Source organism: Bacillus sp. TE9106W, from assembly GCF_054062215.1.
Genome location: NZ_JBSSFA010000019.1, coordinates 43,746 through 63,109, shown reverse-complemented (window position 1 = coordinate 63,109; position 19,364 = coordinate 43,746). Strand labels below are relative to the sequence as shown.

20 protein-coding genes are annotated in these 19,364 nt (G+C 32.2%); 14 read left to right on the top strand and 6 right to left on the bottom strand.

Annotation, left to right across the window (positions count from 1 at the left end; all coding sequences use genetic code 11):
* Nucleotides 1-43 precede the first annotated feature (43 nt).
* The 5 genes from ACVWY7_RS24575 (at nucleotide 44) to ACVWY7_RS24555 (ending at nucleotide 6,066) form a co-directional block, all read left to right on the top strand.
* Nucleotides 44-1,066, top strand: coding sequence for a hypothetical protein (locus tag ACVWY7_RS24575; RefSeq protein ID WP_456524018.1), 1,023 nt, complete (start codon nucleotides 44-46; stop codon nucleotides 1,064-1,066).
* 250 nt (nucleotides 1,067-1,316) lie between these two features.
* Entirely contained in the window at nucleotides 1,317-2,834 is a 1,518-nt protein-coding gene (locus tag ACVWY7_RS24570) for a glycosyltransferase (RefSeq protein ID WP_456524017.1), read from the top strand.
* Between the two features lie 52 nt (nucleotides 2,835-2,886).
* Entirely contained in the window at nucleotides 2,887-5,208 is a 2,322-nt protein-coding gene (locus ACVWY7_RS24565) for a glycosyltransferase (protein ID WP_456524022.1), read from the top strand.
* Nucleotides 5,209-5,512: 304 nt separating this feature from the next.
* A complete protein-coding gene (locus ACVWY7_RS24560; protein ID WP_073523434.1) occupies nucleotides 5,513-5,713 on the top strand; it encodes a hypothetical protein in 201 nt (66 codons plus the stop codon).
* Nucleotides 5,714-5,823: 110 nt separating this feature from the next.
* Complete coding sequence (locus ACVWY7_RS24555; RefSeq protein ID WP_000752465.1) at nucleotides 5,824-6,066, top strand: hypothetical protein; 243 nt, start codon at nucleotides 5,824-5,826, stop codon at nucleotides 6,064-6,066.
* A 141-nt stretch (nucleotides 6,067-6,207) separates the two neighbouring features.
* Here ACVWY7_RS24555 and ACVWY7_RS24550 read toward each other — a convergent pair whose 3' ends face one another.
* Both ACVWY7_RS24550 and ACVWY7_RS24545 read right to left on the bottom strand, forming a co-directional pair.
* Nucleotides 6,208-7,704 carry a glycosyltransferase family 2 protein gene (locus ACVWY7_RS24550; RefSeq protein WP_144507546.1) on the bottom strand — a complete coding sequence of 499 codons (1,497 nt, stop codon included), beginning with the start codon at nucleotides 7,702-7,704 and terminating at the stop codon, nucleotides 6,208-6,210.
* An 83-nt stretch (nucleotides 7,705-7,787) separates the two neighbouring features.
* Nucleotides 7,788-8,048: a hypothetical protein gene (locus ACVWY7_RS24545; protein ID WP_000889733.1), complete on the bottom strand. Its 261-nt coding sequence runs from the start codon at nucleotides 8,046-8,048 to the stop codon at nucleotides 7,788-7,790.
* Nucleotides 8,049-8,451: 403 nt separating this feature from the next.
* Here ACVWY7_RS24545 and ACVWY7_RS24540 point away from each other — a divergent pair, with 403 nt between their 5' ends.
* Nucleotides 8,452-9,909 carry an MFS transporter gene (locus ACVWY7_RS24540; RefSeq protein WP_144507548.1) on the top strand — a complete coding sequence of 486 codons (1,458 nt, stop codon included), beginning with the start codon at nucleotides 8,452-8,454 and terminating at the stop codon, nucleotides 9,907-9,909.
* Between the two features lie 57 nt (nucleotides 9,910-9,966).
* On the opposite strand, the gene ACVWY7_RS24535 is transcribed toward ACVWY7_RS24540, so the two are convergent.
* Genes ACVWY7_RS24535 through ACVWY7_RS24525 form a run of 3 tightly spaced genes read right to left on the bottom strand, consistent with a single transcriptional unit; the run spans nucleotide 9,967 to nucleotide 13,140 of the window.
* Complete coding sequence (locus ACVWY7_RS24535) at nucleotides 9,967-11,076, bottom strand: DUF4018 domain-containing protein (RefSeq protein WP_456524016.1); 1,110 nt, start codon at nucleotides 11,074-11,076, stop codon at nucleotides 9,967-9,969.
* Nucleotides 11,051-12,214: a DUF58 domain-containing protein gene (locus tag ACVWY7_RS24530; RefSeq protein WP_456524015.1), complete on the bottom strand. Its 1,164-nt coding sequence runs from the start codon at nucleotides 12,212-12,214 to the stop codon at nucleotides 11,051-11,053. Before ACVWY7_RS24530 ends, ACVWY7_RS24535 begins: the two co-directional genes overlap by 26 nt.
* Nucleotides 12,211-13,140: an AAA family ATPase gene (locus tag ACVWY7_RS24525; protein ID WP_000608768.1), complete on the bottom strand. Its 930-nt coding sequence runs from the start codon at nucleotides 13,138-13,140 to the stop codon at nucleotides 12,211-12,213. Before ACVWY7_RS24525 ends, ACVWY7_RS24530 begins: the two co-directional genes overlap by 4 nt.
* A 204-nt stretch (nucleotides 13,141-13,344) precedes the next feature.
* Here ACVWY7_RS24525 and ACVWY7_RS24520 point away from each other — a divergent pair, with 204 nt between their 5' ends.
* From ACVWY7_RS24520 to ACVWY7_RS24510, 3 genes are read left to right on the top strand one after another with little or no spacing between them, the layout of a single operon-like run.
* Entirely contained in the window at nucleotides 13,345-13,662 is a 318-nt protein-coding gene (locus ACVWY7_RS24520) for a PadR family transcriptional regulator (RefSeq protein ID WP_000992319.1), read from the top strand.
* Nucleotides 13,663-13,669: 7 nt separating this feature from the next.
* The gene (locus ACVWY7_RS24515) at nucleotides 13,670-14,206 is read left to right on the top strand and encodes a DUF2812 domain-containing protein (RefSeq protein WP_000850442.1); all 537 of its coding nucleotides are present in this window, start codon (nucleotides 13,670-13,672) and stop codon (nucleotides 14,204-14,206) included.
* A 23-nt stretch (nucleotides 14,207-14,229) separates the two neighbouring features.
* A complete protein-coding gene (locus tag ACVWY7_RS24510; protein ID WP_456524014.1) occupies nucleotides 14,230-14,958 on the top strand; it encodes a CPBP family intramembrane glutamic endopeptidase in 729 nt (242 codons plus the stop codon).
* A gap of 54 nt (nucleotides 14,959-15,012) precedes the next feature.
* Here ACVWY7_RS24510 and ACVWY7_RS24505 read toward each other — a convergent pair whose 3' ends face one another.
* Entirely contained in the window at nucleotides 15,013-15,258 is a 246-nt protein-coding gene (locus tag ACVWY7_RS24505; RefSeq protein WP_000433609.1) for a hypothetical protein, read from the bottom strand.
* Between the two features lie 283 nt (nucleotides 15,259-15,541).
* On the opposite strand from ACVWY7_RS24505, the gene ACVWY7_RS24500 reads away from it, so the two are divergent.
* From ACVWY7_RS24500 to ACVWY7_RS24480, 5 genes are all read left to right on the top strand, one after another.
* Complete coding sequence (locus ACVWY7_RS24500) at nucleotides 15,542-15,925, top strand: VOC family protein (protein ID WP_001049869.1); 384 nt, start codon at nucleotides 15,542-15,544, stop codon at nucleotides 15,923-15,925.
* Between the two features lie 14 nt (nucleotides 15,926-15,939).
* Nucleotides 15,940-16,482 (top strand): GNAT family N-acetyltransferase, encoded by a 543-nt coding sequence (locus ACVWY7_RS24495; protein ID WP_000506657.1) that lies wholly within the window; start codon nucleotides 15,940-15,942, stop codon nucleotides 16,480-16,482.
* The gene (locus ACVWY7_RS24490) at nucleotides 16,482-17,063 is read left to right on the top strand and encodes a kinase (RefSeq protein ID WP_281102595.1); all 582 of its coding nucleotides are present in this window, start codon (nucleotides 16,482-16,484) and stop codon (nucleotides 17,061-17,063) included. Before ACVWY7_RS24495 ends, ACVWY7_RS24490 begins: the two co-directional genes overlap by 1 nt.
* Nucleotides 17,064-17,225: 162 nt before the next feature.
* On the top strand, nucleotides 17,226-17,960 hold the full coding sequence (locus ACVWY7_RS24485; RefSeq protein WP_000021626.1) for a LytR/AlgR family response regulator transcription factor: 735 nt from the start codon (nucleotides 17,226-17,228) through the stop codon (nucleotides 17,958-17,960).
* Nucleotides 17,960-19,276 (top strand): GHKL domain-containing protein, encoded by a 1,317-nt coding sequence (locus ACVWY7_RS24480; RefSeq protein WP_000276079.1) that lies wholly within the window; start codon nucleotides 17,960-17,962, stop codon nucleotides 19,274-19,276. The genes ACVWY7_RS24485 and ACVWY7_RS24480 overlap by 1 nt, the downstream gene beginning before the upstream one ends.
* The last annotated feature ends 88 nt before the right edge of the window (nucleotides 19,277-19,364 follow it).

The window sequence follows — 19,364 nt, the reverse complement described above, 5'->3', positions numbered from 1 at the left end:
TAATAGCATACGAATATATATATGATAAGAATGAGGTGATATATTGGAAAATAATGATATTCAATTTACTTCTTTACAAATGCGAACTGATAGATTTGGTTGGGCTGGTATTCAATATACAAATAAAAAGCAAGCCATCTTATATACTCGAAACGGAGGAGTAGAATGGGATGTTGTTAATCCTCTAAATTCAATTGTATTATTTGGATATCCAATAAACGCTCGAAGCTCTTGGGCATATGGTTTAACAAAAACGAATGATGATTTATTGCCCGCTATATTTTATACAGTTAATAGAGGGGAAAGATGGAGTGAGTTTATATTACCAATTGAAGAAGAGTGGGAGAAATCGACTGATGTTCAAGTACAATTGCATGCCACGAATATGGACAGTATATGGATTGTATTGTCTAGAAAACTTGCATCAAATAAATTTGAACATAATTTATACTATTTGAAAACGAAAGGGAAAGTTTGGAAAATAATTAAAAATATAAGTATTAGTGATAGTATCTCAGGGATAACATTTATAAACGAGTTAATTGGATTTATTTCATTACACAAACAATATGAAACATCAGCGGTATTTAAAACAATGGATGGTGGGGCAAGTTGGCAGCCTATAAAAGATATTCCAAGTCTTGAAGGAAGTAATAATGAGACTTCTATGGCTTATAAAGCAATCTATAAAAATAACTTGTTAGTAATACCAACTAAAATGAATAATGATGTATTTTTCATGAATTACTCAGTTGATAAGGGGAATTCGTGGCATATTTCAAATAAAACAATAAATACTAGTAAAGCGGCTGTTTCTTTTTTTAGTTCCTATTATGGCTGGGTTATAAATAGTGAACATGGAAGTGTATATCAATTAATAAAAAAAGGAGCAAAATGGATAAAGGTATCAAGTAATCCATTGTTGAAAAATGTATTTTGTTTACATTTTTTTAATCGGCGTAAAGGTTGGGCGTGTAATAAAAAAGAAATATTTACTACAACAGATAGAGGGATAACGTGGAAAAAGGTTGTATATAAAATTAATGATATTTATAAATTAGTGTAAAAGAGTCCTAAAGAAATTAGGACTCTTTTTGTTTTTTTTATGGTGAGAGTTGTAACACACAACGATAAAAGGAGGGATACAAGTGTAGAGTTTATATTTTCAAAAATAGACGTTTGTTTTCACACAGTATAGTTCACTTTTGAATATGTTAATAAAGTAGCAAATTTAGAGTGAATTGTACTACTTAATATTTTAAGTTCATATGAATGATGTTTCATGCCACACGATGTGTAAAAAAGGGGGGATTGTAATGAAATCGTTAACGGTTATTATTTCGTATAGTGATCGAGAGCAACTAGTAGAAGAATTAATTAACGCTGCATGGAAACTAAAACCAATTGAAATTATAATTTTAGCCCCTAATGATAAAAGTAAATTATATGAAATAGCAATGAAATATAGATGTCATAGTGTTTTAATGAACAAATATAGTGCGCATTATCAAGGATATGAAGCTTGTATAAAGGAAGCAAAAGGAGAAATTTTATTATTTTTAGATAGCAATTTTTCATTATCCACAAATGAAATGCAGAGATTTATTGAGCCAATTGTTACAAATCAGGCCGATGTAGTTTTAAATAAAATAGATAAATTGATAGAAATAGGTAAATGTCCAAACATGGACATTGTATGGAGAAAAATGTTAAATGAAATTTTAAGACGACCAGATTTAAAAAGCAATTCAATACTTTCATTGCCATATGCGCTTACGAAGGAAGTGGTGGAACATATCGGCTTTGATTATATGAAAGATATCGTTTTATCTCATATGAAGATTGTGAATCAAGGCTGGCGGATTAACGACCAATATGCAATTAATACGTTATCTAAAGATGAGACTATAGAGGAAGAAGGATATTTAATAAAAAAAGAGTTATCAAAAAATGAAAAAGAGAAAGTAGAAAGATATTTAAGGGGTATATCTAAATGGATAGAGAAAAAAGGAAGAAGAGTAGGATTTACTGATGCAGGAAAAAGAAGGGATATTATTCAAAAGCTAGGTGAATCCAAGCAATACCCTTCCTATCATCAAGGCTGGGGAATGCATTCTTCAATTTATGACGGGAAGCAACTTTCTGTTATTATACCGGTGCAAAATGAAGAGGAAACTATAGAACAAGTAATACTCGAGGCAAGAAAAATAGAACCGCTAGAAATAATTGTCGTTGTAAATGGTTCAACAGATCATACAGCTGATATAGCTAAAAGACTTGGTGCCACTATTATTAAATATAACGAACGACTTGGTCATAATGTTGGACGTGCTATTGGGGCGCTTGAAGCTACAGGAGATATTCTCTTATTTATTGATGGTGATTTTAGTGTTTCAGGAAGTGATTTGCATCACTTTACAAAAGCGGTTTCAGATGGCATAGACATAGCGTTAAATGATTTGAACCCAATGCTCAATCCGCCTTTTTATGTTGTTGATATTGTAAAATATATGCTTAATTTAGCATATGGTCGTCCAGAATTAAGTAATGGCTCATTAGTAGCAATTCCACATGCAATGAGTAGATCATGCTTAGATGCAATAGGATGGGAAGCTTTACTATGTCCTAGTCTTGCACAAGTAAAAGCTATATTACAAGGATATAGGGTAGAATGTGTCCATTATGTTGATGTTGTAAAACCGAATAGAATTCGTTTAAAGGAAAATGTAAGTCAAAATGGACATCCTCCAGCAGTATTAAGAATAATTGGTGATCATGTTGAAGCGCTCTCTTATTTGATAGAACAACTCGAAATGGATGGAAAGGGTGATTAAACTGTTAGACCAGTATAAAATAATTAACATTTCATATGAACAATTATGGCAAATGGATTTTCAAACTACGGAGCCGTTTATACTCAAGGTTGATTGGGATAAAGTAACGTATGAATTTTTAATTCGTATTAAGCCCGATGCTGATAACACAATTGTTTTTGGATCCGGAGCAGGTGGGTTTCAAGAACAGCCAATTGGTCCACCTATTTTTCATCGACATTCTTGGATGGATGAATTTGAAGATACTGTTATATATTATAATGATCCTACCTTATATCTTGGAAAATTATCTTTAGGTTGGGGGCAGGGGGAGTTAAATAGATTTTATTTACAAGATATAGCAAATATTCTAGAAATATTATTTATAAAGTTAAAAGTTGATTCAAAAAATGTCTTGTTTTATGGAAGTTCTGGGGGAGGATTTATGTCTTTAATTTTAGCTGGATTTGTTAAAGGTTCCACAGCTTTCATTAATAATCCTCAAACAAATTTAATAAAATGGATACCTGTACCTGTAAATCTAGTTTTCGATTTATCTTATCCAGGTTTATCAAGAGAAGAGGTTGAAGAGAAATTTGGAGAAAGAATTAATGTTGTGAAATTTTTTAATCACATTAAATATGTACCGAATATTTATTTTTTGCAAAATTTCGCGTGTGAATTTGATGTGCAAAATCATTTATTACCATTTATTTCTGAATTAGAGCAACTAGATAAAGACACGGAAGTAAATCAAATTATAATAGACTTATATTTTGATAAAAAAGCAGGGCATGCAGCTGTAGGGAAAAGTGAAACAATTGAATATATAAAAAAAGTAAAGCCTAATCAGACTGTGAAAGAAGAACAAAAAGAAGCAGAGCTATCAGTCGTTATAGTTTTAGGAGAACAAAAATCGAAGTTGAATCAGATTTTAAATAAATTGCAGCATATAAAACCAATAGAAATTATTATTGTAGCTGATGATAGAATGAGTGCTATACAATCTATACCAACATTTGTTGAATGTAACGTTGTTGTGATTGAAGAGAAAAATAAATGGAAAGCACCAGTTCATGGGGCGAAAATTGCCAATGGGGATGTAGTTTTATTTTTAGATGGAGAAGATGTTATTTTTTCGGTAGAATTAGAACGATTTATAGAACCACTACTGAAAAAGGAACAGGATGTAATCTTAAATAACATAGACTCCGTATGTTTTGAAAAGATGAGAGTAGAATGGCCAAGCATTGCTATGGTGTATAGAAAAATAGTAAACGATGTATTGGGGCGTATGGATTTAAAATATGATTCGATGTTATCTATGCCATATGCTATTACTAAAAAAGCGATTAAAGACATTGGATATGATATCTTGCAGAACCCTATTCTATCCCAAGTAACTCTTATTGAGAAAGGATGGCGACTACATTCCTCGTCAGCCATCACTAACACTGCTTTAAATAATATAACCTCAAACAACACCTCTTTCTATAAAAATGAATTAACTAAATTAGAAGTATGTGAGATTAAAGAGAATGTAAAAGCTTTGGAAAGTTGGTTACAACGAAAAGATGATAGAGGGAACTATACAGATGGAGGAAGAAAAAGAGAAGTTATAGAGCAACTAAAAAAACAGAAGAATTATTCACTTTTTCATAAAGGATGGGGAATGAATTCCTCTATTTATAATGGAAAACAGTTATCAATTATTATACCAGCGCAAAATGAAGAAGCAACAATTAAAGAAGTTATTCTTGAGGCAAGAAAAATTGAACCGAAAGAAATAATTGTTGTAATTAATGGATCAACAGATCAAACAGAAGCAATTGCTAAGCAATTAGGAGCTACAGTAATTGTTTATGAAGAAGCATTAGGGCATGATGTAGGACGTGCTATTGGTGCACAAGAAGCCACAGGAGATATACTTCTCTTTATTGATGCTGATTTTGCTATTCCAGCAAAAGATCTTCATCCATTAACGAAGGCTGTTGCGGATGGTGTTGATATAGTTTTAAACGATTTAAATTTAAATCTTAGATTTCCTCTATATATTGTAAATTTATATAAATATATGTTGAATATTGCTTGTAACCGTAAAGATTTAGGGGTAGGATCTACAATTGCTGTTCCTCATGCTATTAGTAGAAAATGTTTAGAGGGGATCGGCTGGGACACTCTTCACACAGCGTGTGTTGCGCAAGTAAAGGCAATATTAGAAGGGTATAAAGTCGAATGTGTCCATTTTGTAGATGTAATGAAACCAAATCGTATTCGTCCAAACGAACACTTTGCAACAGTAGGACATCCACCAGCTGTATTGAGAATTACTGGGGATCATTTAGAAGGACTTTCATATTTATTGAAGCATAGGGATTTTAAAGATTTATTTTAAAAGGTAAATTTGTTTATTGATTGAGTAATGTAAACATTTCATTTAAGCAACTTGACGATATTTAGTATTGCAATGAAACTAAATCAAAAGTTTTTATTATTTTTAGCTTAGGTACAAGTAAAGAGCATGTTTCACTGACTGATAATAAATGAGCAAGTAACAAAAAGATAAAGGTTTCTTTATATACATGAAGAAGCTTTTATCTTTTTTATTTTAAGTATGTAAAGTAAAGAGTGGATAAAGTTGTAACAGTATTTTTATTTCTGCATAAATTGATGTTAGATATAAGAAAGGAGGGAATACCTTGTCTTGCATCAATAAAAGTTGTTTTCATATTTGTTTAGAAACTAAAGTCAATCCAAATGGTGGGGCAGAAATATTCGTAAGGTGCAATGATGAATGTTCATCTAATTTTAATGTAATACCGTTTATTGCATGTGTTTCTATTTCAGTAAAGGATGATTTGAGTTTTTTAGTTGATTTAGATAGTTTAATAAAACGTTAATTTTCTATGGAGTTAATAGTAAAATAACATCTAATTTATAAAATTTAGTAAGAGAGTCGTGTCCGAATTTAACCAACTGCATATATTGTTAAAAGAAAGGAGGGAGAGTTATGGCATGTACTACGAATAATGTTTGTTTTGATGTATGCCTTAAAATTACAATTACCCCTGGTAGTGGAATTGACGCTGTAGTGGATTGTGGGGGTGCATGTGGGACAAGTCCTACAATTGTAATTAGTCCTAGTGGATCAATTGTTATTACTTTACCATTAGTTGCATGTTTCTCAATTACACTAAATGATGATTTAAGTGTTGCATCTTCATTAACAAGCCTCTCTTTTCAAACTTCTTAAGAAAACACAGAAATGAAAGGCCTGCCTTCTATTTTCTTTTGAATTCATGTAAAGGTAAAAAAGATGGTTCCAAACCATCTTTTTTATTTTGTTATATATTTATATTAAATTCATATATTATCTGGTGGTAAGGATATACAATTAAAAGCATTCAGTGCCTCTTTTTTGTTCGGCGATGTAATAAATTGCTTCTATATGATCACCAATGATTTGCTGTGTTGCTAATGAAAGGTAACCTTCCTTAGAGAAGTGTTTTTCTGGTCGAACTCGATTTATCTTGTCAACGTCGACAGAATGGACTTTTTGTACATGCAAGCCTGCTAAAATTGTTTTAACTTGACTTAAGGTTGGTGAAAGAAGTGAATGAAAACCAATTGTATCAATGCATTTTCGACTAAAAGCATGAGGGACAGCAGTTGTGGATCCCATACCTAAATCTTTTCGATTATATACTAAATTAACAGCATACTTACATGCAGTCACGATAGTATAAGGAAGACGATACATGTAGTAGTGCTCTAATTTATTTAAAGCTAAATCGGTTCCGTTTTGAACAGATTGTACAAATGGTAATAAATCAGAACTAGGAATTAAGAAATCACCATCGATAAATAATAATATATCACCTTTTGCAAAATATGCACCAACGGCACGTCCGGTATCAATGCCGAGTGCTTCTTTGTAAGTAATAACTGTTGCACCGCAATTCTTCGCCAATTCCTCTGTTTTATCTGTTGATCCATTAACAATAAGTATGATTTCTAAAGGTTTTAATTTCTGCACCTCAAAAATGATAGATTCTATCGTTTTTTCTTCATTTTGAACAGGGATAATGATGGATAATTGTTTATTTCCATAAGTATTCGAATAAAACTCTTTACCTGTAATTATTTTGGGTATAGCTCTTTGTTCGCCGTTTTGAAGTTCTAAAATAATATCCCGTCTTCGATTATTATCAGTATAGTTTCCCCTTGGATCTTGTAATATATTTACCCAATTTTCAATCGCTTCTAGGTGGTAACAATTGAGTTGTTTTGAGGGGAAGGAGGGAATTTGCGGTATAGCAATTTTAAAATGATTGCTAATGCGAAATTTATTTTTAATAATTTTCATTTGTGCCAGTATCGGATTTAATAAACTTTCTGGATTAATAGCTTCAAGAGTTTCTTTTGTTATTGCATAGGGAGGGAATAATAATGAGTTAATATTTAAATCTGGACGATGAAAAAAATGATTCGTGACTTGCTGCCAAATCATTTCTATTGTGGGCTTTTGCTTTTGATAAAAAAAATCATCTAAATTGTTTAATACTACGTCAGCTGATTCGTCTAGTAATGGTTGAAGAAATGGTATAAGTAAGGAAGGGTGAATAATGTAATTTGCATCTAAAAATAAGAGGTACTTACCCTTTGCTTTTTTGGCACCAATTACATAACAATTATTTGGTTCTGTCGGTTTTTCTAGTTTGATAATTTTACAATTGTAAGATTGGGCAATATCAATGGAATCATCGATACATCCGTTAATAGTAAGGATGATTTCTAAAGGCTGTAGTTGTTCACAGGCTTTCAAAATTTCAGGTAAAACTCTTATGTTATGCTGTATACGAATAATAATAGAAATCGGATTTTTACACATAAGTAGTCTCCTTTTTAATCAGAGGTAGTTGTTAATAAGATTAGATAAAATAGGAGATATATATTTTATTATATACGTAATGACTATTTAGTCTTATCAGAATCAGAATTTTCATTACTTGAATTAGAACTTTTATTTATTCCAGAAGCGAGTAAATTATTGAGAACGCTAAGGTCTAATTGCATAGGGATTGAGTTTTCGGATGTAGTTTTCTCATTTTCTTTTTTTGTAGTTAATATAGTCTTTATATTTTTTATTTCTTTATATTGTTTTAAGGTAATGAAAAATCCAGAAATAATTAAGAGAAAAGAAACAGTAGCAAATAAAAGTATTATTTCCAACATAAAATAGCCTCCTTTAAACCTATAATAATATTATAGTTGAATGTAATAAGACAAAATTCGAGCTAATGAGTTCACTTTTTAAATATATGCAAATCTTTAGTAAAAGTTACTGATTTCTAGGTTAAAGGAAGCAATTATAGAAACGTTATAAATATAAATAAATTAAAGTTTTATTTGTAGTGTAAAGGTATGTATTATATAAGCTAAACGTCATTTTATAACAAGTTAAATAGGGTGTAAATTTATATAAAAAGAGCATTTAATTGGACAAATAATTAATTATGTGAAATAATAATAACAGAAAAGGAGACGTTGCTTTTCCTTAAGTGCTTCGAATTAATTTTATTCAATAAGAGAAGGTGTGCTTAAAGAAGTTAAATTAAATAAGGAGCTGTTTTATTATATGCAACAAAATAATGATTTAAATTTTGAACCTCAAGACGTTAATATTGTTAATCCTAAACAAGCCAGGAAAGCAGTAGTTGCTACTGGTATTGGGAACGCAATGGAGTGGTTTGACTTCGGATTATACGCGTATTTAGCGGTAATTTTAAGTCAATTATTCTTCTCAGGTGTTGATAATAGTGGCTTGCAACTTGTACTTACATTCGGTACATTTGCAGCGGCCTTCCTCGTTCGACCAATCGGAGGTGTATTCTTTGGTAGAATAGGAGATAAGTACGGCCGAAAAATTGTGTTAAGTACTACTATTATTTTAATGGCACTTTCTACATTATTCATCGCATTACTACCAACCTATGAACAAATTGGTGTATGGGCACCAATACTACTTTTAGTTGCCCGAATGATTCAAGGCTTCTCTACAGGCGGCGAATATTCAGGTGCAATGGTTTATATCGCAGAATCTTCTCCAGATAAAAAGCGTGGTATACTCGGTAGTGGTCTTGAAATTGGAACACTCTCAGGTTACATTGCTGCATCGGTAATTGTTACCATTTTGACGTTATTGTTAACAGATGAGCAAATGCTTAGCTGGGGCTGGCGTATTCCTTTCTTAATTGCTGCACCAATTGGTTTGGTCGGTTTATATTTACGCCGTCATTTAGATGAATCTCCCATCTTTGAAGAGATGGAAAAAGCACAAGAGGAATCTGAAGACAATGAACAATTTTCATTTATGGATATTATTAAGTATCACAAAAAAGACTTCTTATTAAGCACAGTAATTGTCGCCTTCTTTAATATTACAAATTATATGATTCTTTCGTATATTCCTTCTTATCTAACTCAAGTACTTAAAGTCAAAGAAACAACTGGCTTATTAATTATTTCTATTACGATGGCACTTATGATTCCACTAGCACTATATTTCGGTAAATTAAGTGATAAAATTGGTAATAAACGCGTCGTGCAAATTGGTTTACTTGGTTTAACTGTATTTGCAATTCCAGCATTTTTACTAATAGGTAACGGGCATATTGCAGCTATATTTGCAGGTATTTTCGTATTAGGTTTCTTCCTAAGTGTATATGAAGGAACATTACCTTCATTATTACCATCACTCTTTTTCACTGATGTACGTTATCGAGCACTTTCGATCTCATTTAATATTTCTGTATCGATATTCGGTGGTACAACACCACTTGTATGTTCATATTTAGTTCATGCAACCGGTAACCCGCTTGCACCGGCATTTTATTTAACAGGTGTAAGTATTATTGGATTAGTTGTATTTAGTGTACTATTCGTTACAACATCAGGACGTGCGCTAAAAGGTTCATATCCTACAGTAGAAACGAAGAAAGAAGCACACCAAATCGCTAAAGAAGACCCTGAAAAAACACTTTGGTGGCATGAAGAGTCATTAGAGATTGAAGCAGGAAAAAACGCCTCAATTTAAAAAAGTAACGTAGAAGTATAAAAAGACTCCTATGAAAATAGGAGTCTTTTTGTTGTGTTATTTCTTCCTTTTCTTTAAACTCTTCTGATACATATAAAGCTTATGAATCTCTTCCTTAAATTCATGCAAAAGTACGGTGTTTTCCTCATTAGAATAACGCACTGTATTATAAGCATTTATAATAATATGACTCTCAATATTTACATCTTCTTCACTATTTATTCTTCCTAACCATGATTCAACAGTTTCTCCACGATTTCTATTTAAAGGAGGAATTAACTTATTCTCAAGTTTGAAAATTTCTTTTCGAATTTCGTTATGTGGTGGTTTGTTTCTTTTAAAACGTTGTTGGCTCATACCTTCTTTATCAGTGATGATAGTAGATTCGAAGACAGGCATATTTGGTAAACTGAATTGTTTTCGTTTCTTTACTATTTTCCAAACGACGTAAATAGCGATAGCTGTACAGGCTATTATGGTTATGCTATTTATAAGGGTTGGATCAAAAGAACGTGGCTCTAATTCATCCTTAATTGTAGGGTCTTTTAGGTTTCCTTTATTTGACCAAAAATCATCTGTTTCTTTTAACGCGGCTGCTGAAAATAATGGATTGATAGCGTATCCGAACCCTAATGCAACTGCTTCTATTATATATGAAAAAATAAGCCGAATAAAAGGGAACACTTGAACAATTAATATACTCATTACACCAATCGTAATGATAGAAGTGAAACGTAATACCTGTTGATTACGATTTGTCCCAGTTAACCAAAATGTAATCATAATGTGTATAACTAATAGTAACAGTTTCCCGAGCGGGGGGAAGGGAGCATAAAATATAGCCGAAACACCAAACCAAACAACACCGCCTAACGATTTTTGAACTTGGTAGCCAGGTCCGACTACATGTACGATAAAGAAGAAAAGTGGTAACATAATTGTGCCAAATAGAGAGAAAGGGAGAAAGATAGAACAACCAATTATTTGCGTTATTAACAGTATGACAAATCCTGGCGTTCTTTTTTCCATGAATTTATGAATAAGAAATACTCCAATATAGCCTGTTGTTAAAAATATAGCAATAGCAACAAGTTCGTCCCTTTTTGTTAATAACGAAAGGAGGAGCAGCAGAAGAAAGTCATTAATGTGATAGAGCCAAGTTTTCAAGTTTTTCCACCATCCCTTCGTTATTTATGAGAAACGTAGGTTGCGATAGAAGGGAGAGATCATTCTTCTGCAAGCCAATGTGAATTATTGTAGACGATCGTTCTCCTTTTCTATTTGTATAATGGAGAAACCCTTGTTTCGGAATTAATGTGCTATCGTCTGAAATACGTGCCAATTCCTCTAAAGCTTTTGCGTAATGTGTTTGTCCTTCATTTAATGGTAAGTGCAGAGGACCACCTTCAGCTAATACACTAATAAATAGTTCAAACGGAACTTGATGCTTCGTTGCGTATTGACAAATGTATGTTGCAAATGAAATGAGATCTTCTATATTATCTTTCCAACCAAACCCGCGATTAGCAGCTAATGAAAGACAAATTGTCCAACTATAATTTTTAACAGGTTCATATTGCTTTGCCTGTAATTCCTGCATTTTCGCAGATGCTTTCCAATGAATGGAGCGGAAAGATTCACGTTCGTACCGTTTCACACCGATAATAGATGTTTCATCATTGTAAAAAGAAAAATTCGTTCGATAAGATCCATTTAAAAGTTGCTGAAGTTCTTGCAAACCTGCTACTTCTTTAGGTGATGGATACACAATAATTTCAGTTCTTAATTTATCAAATACAGGTAAATGTACAGATAATAAATGAAAAGGATCTTTCAAAACACATTCGAACTGTTCAATTTGAAACACACCGCGCTTTGTTGCGGTTAATGATAAATCCCATTTTTGTGCTGAATGGGCAGGTTGTGAAAATGGGAAAGAGAATAGTGTTTTTGATATTTGTTCAATTCCTTGATCTTTATGCGGTAGTAGGGACGTGTCTAAATGAAAATAACAAACACCATTGACGAGTGGTATGTTTGCTCCGTTTTTTAAATGAATAAAAAACTGTCCAGATTCATCAGGGAACAAACGTGTTGTTTGTTTCTCATTTATCACTTGAAATTTTTTCTCTATGTAAGCGACATATTTATAAATGAAAATCGCAAATAAATAATAAAAGAAAAAGAAAAACATAATGATTCGTTGTGGCATAAAAAACGTAAAGAGTATAGCGCCTGGAACAGATAGTTGAATAATATGAAGTTGGAAAAATAAAGGTACAGTTACAACGCGCTGTCCATTCATGCTTGCTCAATCTCCACAGGTACGTCCACTTCTTTTAAAATCTTTTGCATAATTTCATTTTTTGTCGTACGTAATGCGCCTTCCATTGATAAGACGATACGGTGATTCCAAACAGAAGGAACTAAAAATTGTATATCTTCTGGTGTGCAATATTCTCTCCCACGTAAAAAGGCTAGCGCTTGAACTGCACGTACTAAAACAAGTGTGGCACGCGGACTTACACCGTTAGCGATATAATCATGATTTCTTGTAGCATGAGCAAGCTTAATGATGTAATGTTCTAACGGTTCTGATACGAAAATTTCTTTCACTCGTTTCTGTGCCTCTAAAATATCATCTAAAGTAATAACGGATATGACACTTTCTAGTGGTGTATCGTTACGAAAACGTCGCATCATTTGTAGTTCGTCTTCAGGATTCGGATAACCTATAGAAATTGTCATTAAAAAGCGATCAAGCTGTGCATCAGGAAGAGGGAAGGTTCCTTGTGATTCGATTGGATTTTGCGTCGCAATAACAAAGAACGGTTTTGGAAGAGGAGTTGACTGCTTTTCAAGCGTCACTTGTCGTTCTTCCATCGCTTCTAATAAACTAGACTGTGTTCTTGGCATTGCACGGTTAATTTCATCTGCCAGTAAAATGTTTGCCACGACTGGTCCGAGTCTTAACTCAAATTCGCTCGTTTTCGGATTGAAATATTCAATACCTGTCACATCACTCGGAAGTACATCCGGTGTAAATTGAACGCGAGAAAAATTACCACCAATACTTTTTGAAAGTGTTTTCGCAAGTAACGTTTTCCCTGTACCAGGCACATCCTCAAGAAGCACATGTCCATCAGCAAGCAAGGAAACGATTAATAGATCGATAACATTTTCTTTACCTACAAAAACTGATCCTATATTTTCCTTCAATTTATTTATCATATATATCATTCCTTTCAAAATATAAACGGATATTTCTATATTTTAACAAATTATTCAGAAAATTTATATGGTTTTTCAATTCAGATAAGTGGATATCTGATTATTAAAATATACTTGCGTATATTGGAATGTGAATATATAATATCGGTATACGATATATCGCTAGTCGATATATCATCAAACGATGTATCGGAGGTAGTTATAATGAATGCGAAAGTGCAAAAATACATTCCGTTAACAGAAGCGACATATTACATACTGTTGTCATTAGTAAAACCAATGCACGGATATGGAATTATGCAAATGGTAGAAGAGATGACAAATGGGGAAGTAAAACTCGGTCCTGGTACTTTATATGGCAATACGACGAAGTTACTAAAAGAAAAGTTAATAGTTGAAGTTGCCTCTACAGATAGAAAGAAGTGTTATGAGTTAACACCACTTGGTAGAGAAGTGTTAGAGCTAGAGTATAACAGGTTGCAGAGGTCGGTAAGAAATGGAAATAGTATATTAGGGGAGTGAATAGAAGATGAAGACAAAGAAGGTATTGAAATTTTTCGCGGCATGGAGTTTAGAAAAAGAAGAAGCCTTTTTAAGGAAAATGCATCAAAAAGGATGGGCGCTCCAAAATTATAATATGATGTATACGTTTAAGAAAACTGAGCCGAAAGATATAATTTATAAAGCCGATTTTAGAATGGATTATAGAGATTCAAGGGAAAAACAAAAAGAATATATTGAATTATATGAAATGTGTGGTTGGAAACATGTAACAAGTTTCACCAAATGGCACTACTTTTGCAAGGACATAGCTGATGATAATGATTTGCCAGATATATATTCGGAAAAAGAGACAAAAATCGAAAAGTTTAAAGACTTATTTAAATTTCTTGTATTTGTTTTTTCATTTGCAATGATATGTATGATTCCTACTTTCTTAAGTTCTTCGGAATTTAGGATTCCAATTTTGATAAAAGGTTTAATTGGATTTTTAGGTTGTATGTATTTGTATATATTTGTAATGTTATTTTGGAAGATAAAAAAATTAAAAAAAGAAATCCTTTAAAAATATAAAAAGGGGGGATTAACATGATTATTTTGACTATGTTATTTATATATTTGACCTTAGGTGAAGGGGTTCTTGGTAAGCGGCTGTACAATAGGTTGAAAGAAGATATACAAACAAATAAAAATGCAAGAGTTTCCTTTTATATAAGAACAATGAGTTTACTGTGGGTGTTAACCATCATTATGTTAATAACATCATACTCAATCAATATCCCATTTGAGGAGTATGGACTTAAACTACCATCTGCTAATCATATGGTAAGTAAGTATTTTAAAAATACGAATATATCATTGTGGATAGGTATATGCATTGGGTTTATAGTGCCGTTAATTATGTTAAAGAAAAGTAAACTTTTTCAAAAGTATACAAAGAAACAAATGCGTGATATTTCAGAGATGCTCCCTAATAATTGCCGAGAAACAATACTATGGATTTTTATTTGTATTACAGCAGGTGTAACAGAAGAGCTATTATTTCGTTCTTTCATGATGAATTACTTATCACAGCTTTTCCCAGCGCTATCGATAATGGGGGTACTAGTTATCTCTTCCATCATTTTTGGTTTAGCGCATTTTTATCAAGGGTGGAAAGGTGTAGTAGGAACAACGATTTTAGGTTTTATGTTAGGAAGGGTATATATTGCAACTGGATCAATTTATCCATCTATAATTATACATATGTTGATAGATTTACTTGTACTGATCCGCTTATTTATATTGAAAGGAAAAGTAATATTACAGAGGGTCTAAAGTAAATGTAGAATGAGAATAAGAAAGTTGCTTGAAACACAAGCAACTTTTTTATTAGAAAGACTGATTTTGAGCAGGTTTAATAAATTGTTCAGGATTTTCAACGAGTCCGCATACAGCACATTGGACGCGATAAGTAGGTCCTTGATAAGCCATATGAAAAGCATTCATCGTTTCGTTTGTGTATTCTTCTTCTACTTGACCAGTTTGTGGATTTAATTTGACTGGTTTTACTTGTTGCTCAAGAATATTAAAGCGAGTGCGGTTCGTTTTACAACTTGGACATAGCATTGGTTCCATATGTATACACCTCCATTTGTAGCATTTCTTAAACTTATTAATTTTATGCAAGCAAAAAAACTTTCTCAATATAAATAGGTATTTAATGTATTTAAAATTCAGAAAAAATAAAATATAATAAGAGTACGAACTGGTTATGTCCAAACCAAATCTCCTGTTTTATGCCAATAAGCTGGGAGGCCGAGAAATCGGCCTCATTTTTTTGTGCTCGTTACTATAGGAAACAAGGTTTTTATAAGGCTTTTGTCGAAATTTTAGGGATGGATATAAAGGGGGATGTAAAATGAATTTAAAAATGAAGTACATCATTTTATATGTAGAAAAGTTTGAGGAATGTCTAAGATTCTATAAAGATGTATTACAGTTACCGATAAAAGCAGAGCATGGTACATATATTGAATTTAATACGGGTACTACCATATTAGCGATGAATACGCGGCAAGACGTAAAAGAATTAACGGGACTACCACTTACAGAAGGTGAGTTACAATCTTCCCATTTTGAATTGGGATTCGTTGTTGAAAATGTACAAGAAACGATTGAGCAATTTAGAGAACAAGGTATTACGGTTTTAGTTGAACCAATTGTAAAGCCGTGGGGGCAAACCATTGCATATATTGCCGATCCAGATGGAAATTATATTGAAATTTGCAGTTCATTAGAATAGAAGGAGAAAAAGTGATGGGGTTTCCGAAACTAGAAACAGAACGTTTACAATTAAGAGAATTAACGCTGTTAGATGCAGAAACGATGTTCCATTATTTTTCAAAAGAATCTGTTATACGTTATTTTGGCATGGATTCTTTCGAAAATATTGAGCAAGCGAAAACAACGATTCAAACGTTTAAAAATCGTTATGAAGAGGGAAGTGTATTTCGCTGGGGAATAGAGAAAAAGGGGACGGGCCAATTAATCGGAACGTGCGGTTTTCATTTAATTAACCATCATCATAAGCGAGCTGAAATTGGTTATGAATTAGACGATACATATTGGGGACAAGGATACGCATCGGAAGCGTTACAGGCGATTTTAGCTTACGGGTTTGAAGCATTGCAACTTATAAGAATTGCTGCTGTTGTATATGTAGAAAATAAAGCTTCTCAAAAATTATTAAGTAAAGCAGGATTTCAAGAAGAAGGATTACTTCGAAAACATATGATTCAAAATGGAGTTGCGCATGATACCATTTTATATTCTTTATTAAAAGAAGAGTGGAAGAAGTAATGAGTACAAACGAACTTATAAATATAATGAAGAAACATAAAGAAAATAAGTTCATTTTAGGGATAGATGGCTTAAGTAGATCAGGAAAAACAACATTTGTAACAAACTTAAAAGAAAATATGAAACAAGAAAGCATTCCGTTTCATATTTTTCATATTGATAATCATATAGTGGAGCGTAATAAACGCTATGATACAGGATTTGAAGAATGGTATGAGTATTATTATTTACAATGGGATATTGAGTGGCTTCGGCAGAAGTTTTTTCGAAAGTTACAAAATGAAACAAAACTAAATTTACCGTTCTATCATGATGAGACAGACTTATGCGAAATGAAAAAAGTACAGATCCCCATAGTAGGTGTAATTGTAATTGAAGGGGTTTTTCTACAGCGAAAAGAATGGAGAGATTTCTTTCATTATATGGTGTACTTGGATTGTCCAAGAGAGACAAGATTTCTACGCGAGAGTAAGAAAACACAGAAAAATCTTTCAAAGTTTGAGAATAGGTATTGGAAAGCAGAGGATTATTACTTAGAAATGGAATCGCCGAAGGATAGGGCGGATTTAGTCATAAAGTGATTTGAAGAAAACCTCAACTTTTTGTTTGAAAAGTTGAGGTTTCTCTATGTAATAGCAGATTAATTATTTCAATTAATGAGAAGGAGAATATTATTATAATTTGAATTATATATTTATAGATAAATCTATAGATGAAAAGATTTCAATAAAGCGAGTGATCACATGAGTATTTTTATTTTAGAAGATGATGTCATACAGGCGCAGCAAATGAAGCGGTTAGTTGAAGAGATTTGTGAGAAATATATGTTGCCTTTTGATTTTATTGAGGTAACTAGTAAGAGTGAAAACATTATTACTAATATTCCAAAGGCGAAGTATGTCCCAATCTATTTTTTAGATATAGAGATAAAAAGAGAAGAGCGAAAAGGGTTACACGTGGCGCAAGAAATACGAAAGTATGATACGCAAGGAATTATTGTGTTTGTAACGACACATTCTGAATTTGCACCTATTTCATATCAATACATGGTATCAGCATTAACTTTTATTGATAAAGGGTTGTCATATGAGGAGAGATATAAAGTTTTTGAACAATGTTTACTTCAATATGAAGCAAGAAATAAGCATATTATTCCGTCCGATGACTTTATCGTTGAAAATAGTAATGCCACTGTGCGTGTTCCTTTTTATGAAGTTGAATATGTTATGACTGATGAACCGCACCGTTTAGCATTAGTGACATTAGATCGAATCGTTTATTTTTATGGAACTTTAAAGGAAATTGAAATAATGGATGAACGTTTATTTCGGTGTCATCAATCATATATCGTGAATACAAAGCAGATGTCTTCTTATGATGCGAAGCAAAAAATGATAGTTTTAAAAAGCGGGAAACGTATTCCGGTATCACGTCGTTTAGTGAGTAAAGTACGTAACATATTAAAGGGTGAGATGTAATGTATATTTATGATTTATTTGCAATACTGCTTACTAGTATGTGTCACACGTTTTTATATATACAATTAATCCAATACAATAGATTGTCAGTTAGAATGTTAATAGCTTTAAGTACGGTATTCATTATTTTACTTGCTATAGTCGTAACAGTAACGAGATATCCAGAGTTGAATAGTACGATTGTGTTATTTTTAATAAGTTTAGGATTAATGCAAAATGAATTAAAATTTAAGCATAATGTATATTTTGCACTGGTGAGTATGGTGATTATAACGTTAGTGAAAATGTTGCTATTAGATTTAGGGATGAAAATCTTTATGTTAACGCCATTCAATTTATATTTATGGACAGGTAGTATTATTCATCTTATCGTATCAATCCTTACTTTTATCGGTATTTTAGTAGCGCGTAAAAGAATTCAAAAAATCGCTCAATATATAGTAAGTAGTCCGTTATACTATGTAACTTATATATTATTAATGATCGGGTTTATTATTGAACTAATTTTAACTCAGCCGTCAACTGAGTTTTTAGCAAAAATAAATCAACAATACAGTGAAGTAAGTTATAATTCAGCGATTATTATTTTTTTATTATTACTAATCATCGTACTAATAAGCTCACATTTATCGAAAGAAAAGTTACGAGAAGAGCATGAAAAACGTTTAGATAAAGAGTTATTAGATTATGTGGAGAAATTAGAGGATATGCATGATGAGCTTGCTAGTTTCCGTCATGATTATATGAATATATTACTATCGTTAGAAGAGGGAATACGTACAAAAAATGTGAAAGAAATTGAGAAAGTGTATTATGATGTTGTCGCACCTACATTAAAAACAATAAATGATCATGAACTTGATATCGCAAAATTATCTCGCATACAAATTCCTGAAGTAAGAAGCGTATTAAGAGCAAAAGTTAGCACTGCTCAGCAGCAACAAATAAAAGTAATGCTTGATATACCGGAGAACATTGAAAGTGTTTCGATGACGATTATTTCATTTATTCGTATCATTTCAGTTTTAGTAGATAATGCAATTGAGGAAGCAGTACGTAGTGAGGAAAAGATATTACAAATCGCATTCTTTGAAATGGATTCACGACAATATTTTATCGTGCGTAATAGTTCAAAGGGTGAAGCGATTGATTTGCAAAAAATTTATGAGAAAAACCATTCAAGTAAAGAAGGTGCTAGAGGGTACGGGCTATTTTCGTTAAAACGGATCATAAATAAAACAAATAATGCGACGTTAGAAACAACTTATGTAAGTCCTTATTTCACACAAACATTTATATTAAATGAGATGAAATGACCATCTATGATGAAAAGGAAACCGAATAAGAAATAACTACATACTTTCTTCACTCGATTTTATACACTTCAAGTAAGAGGTGAAGCGA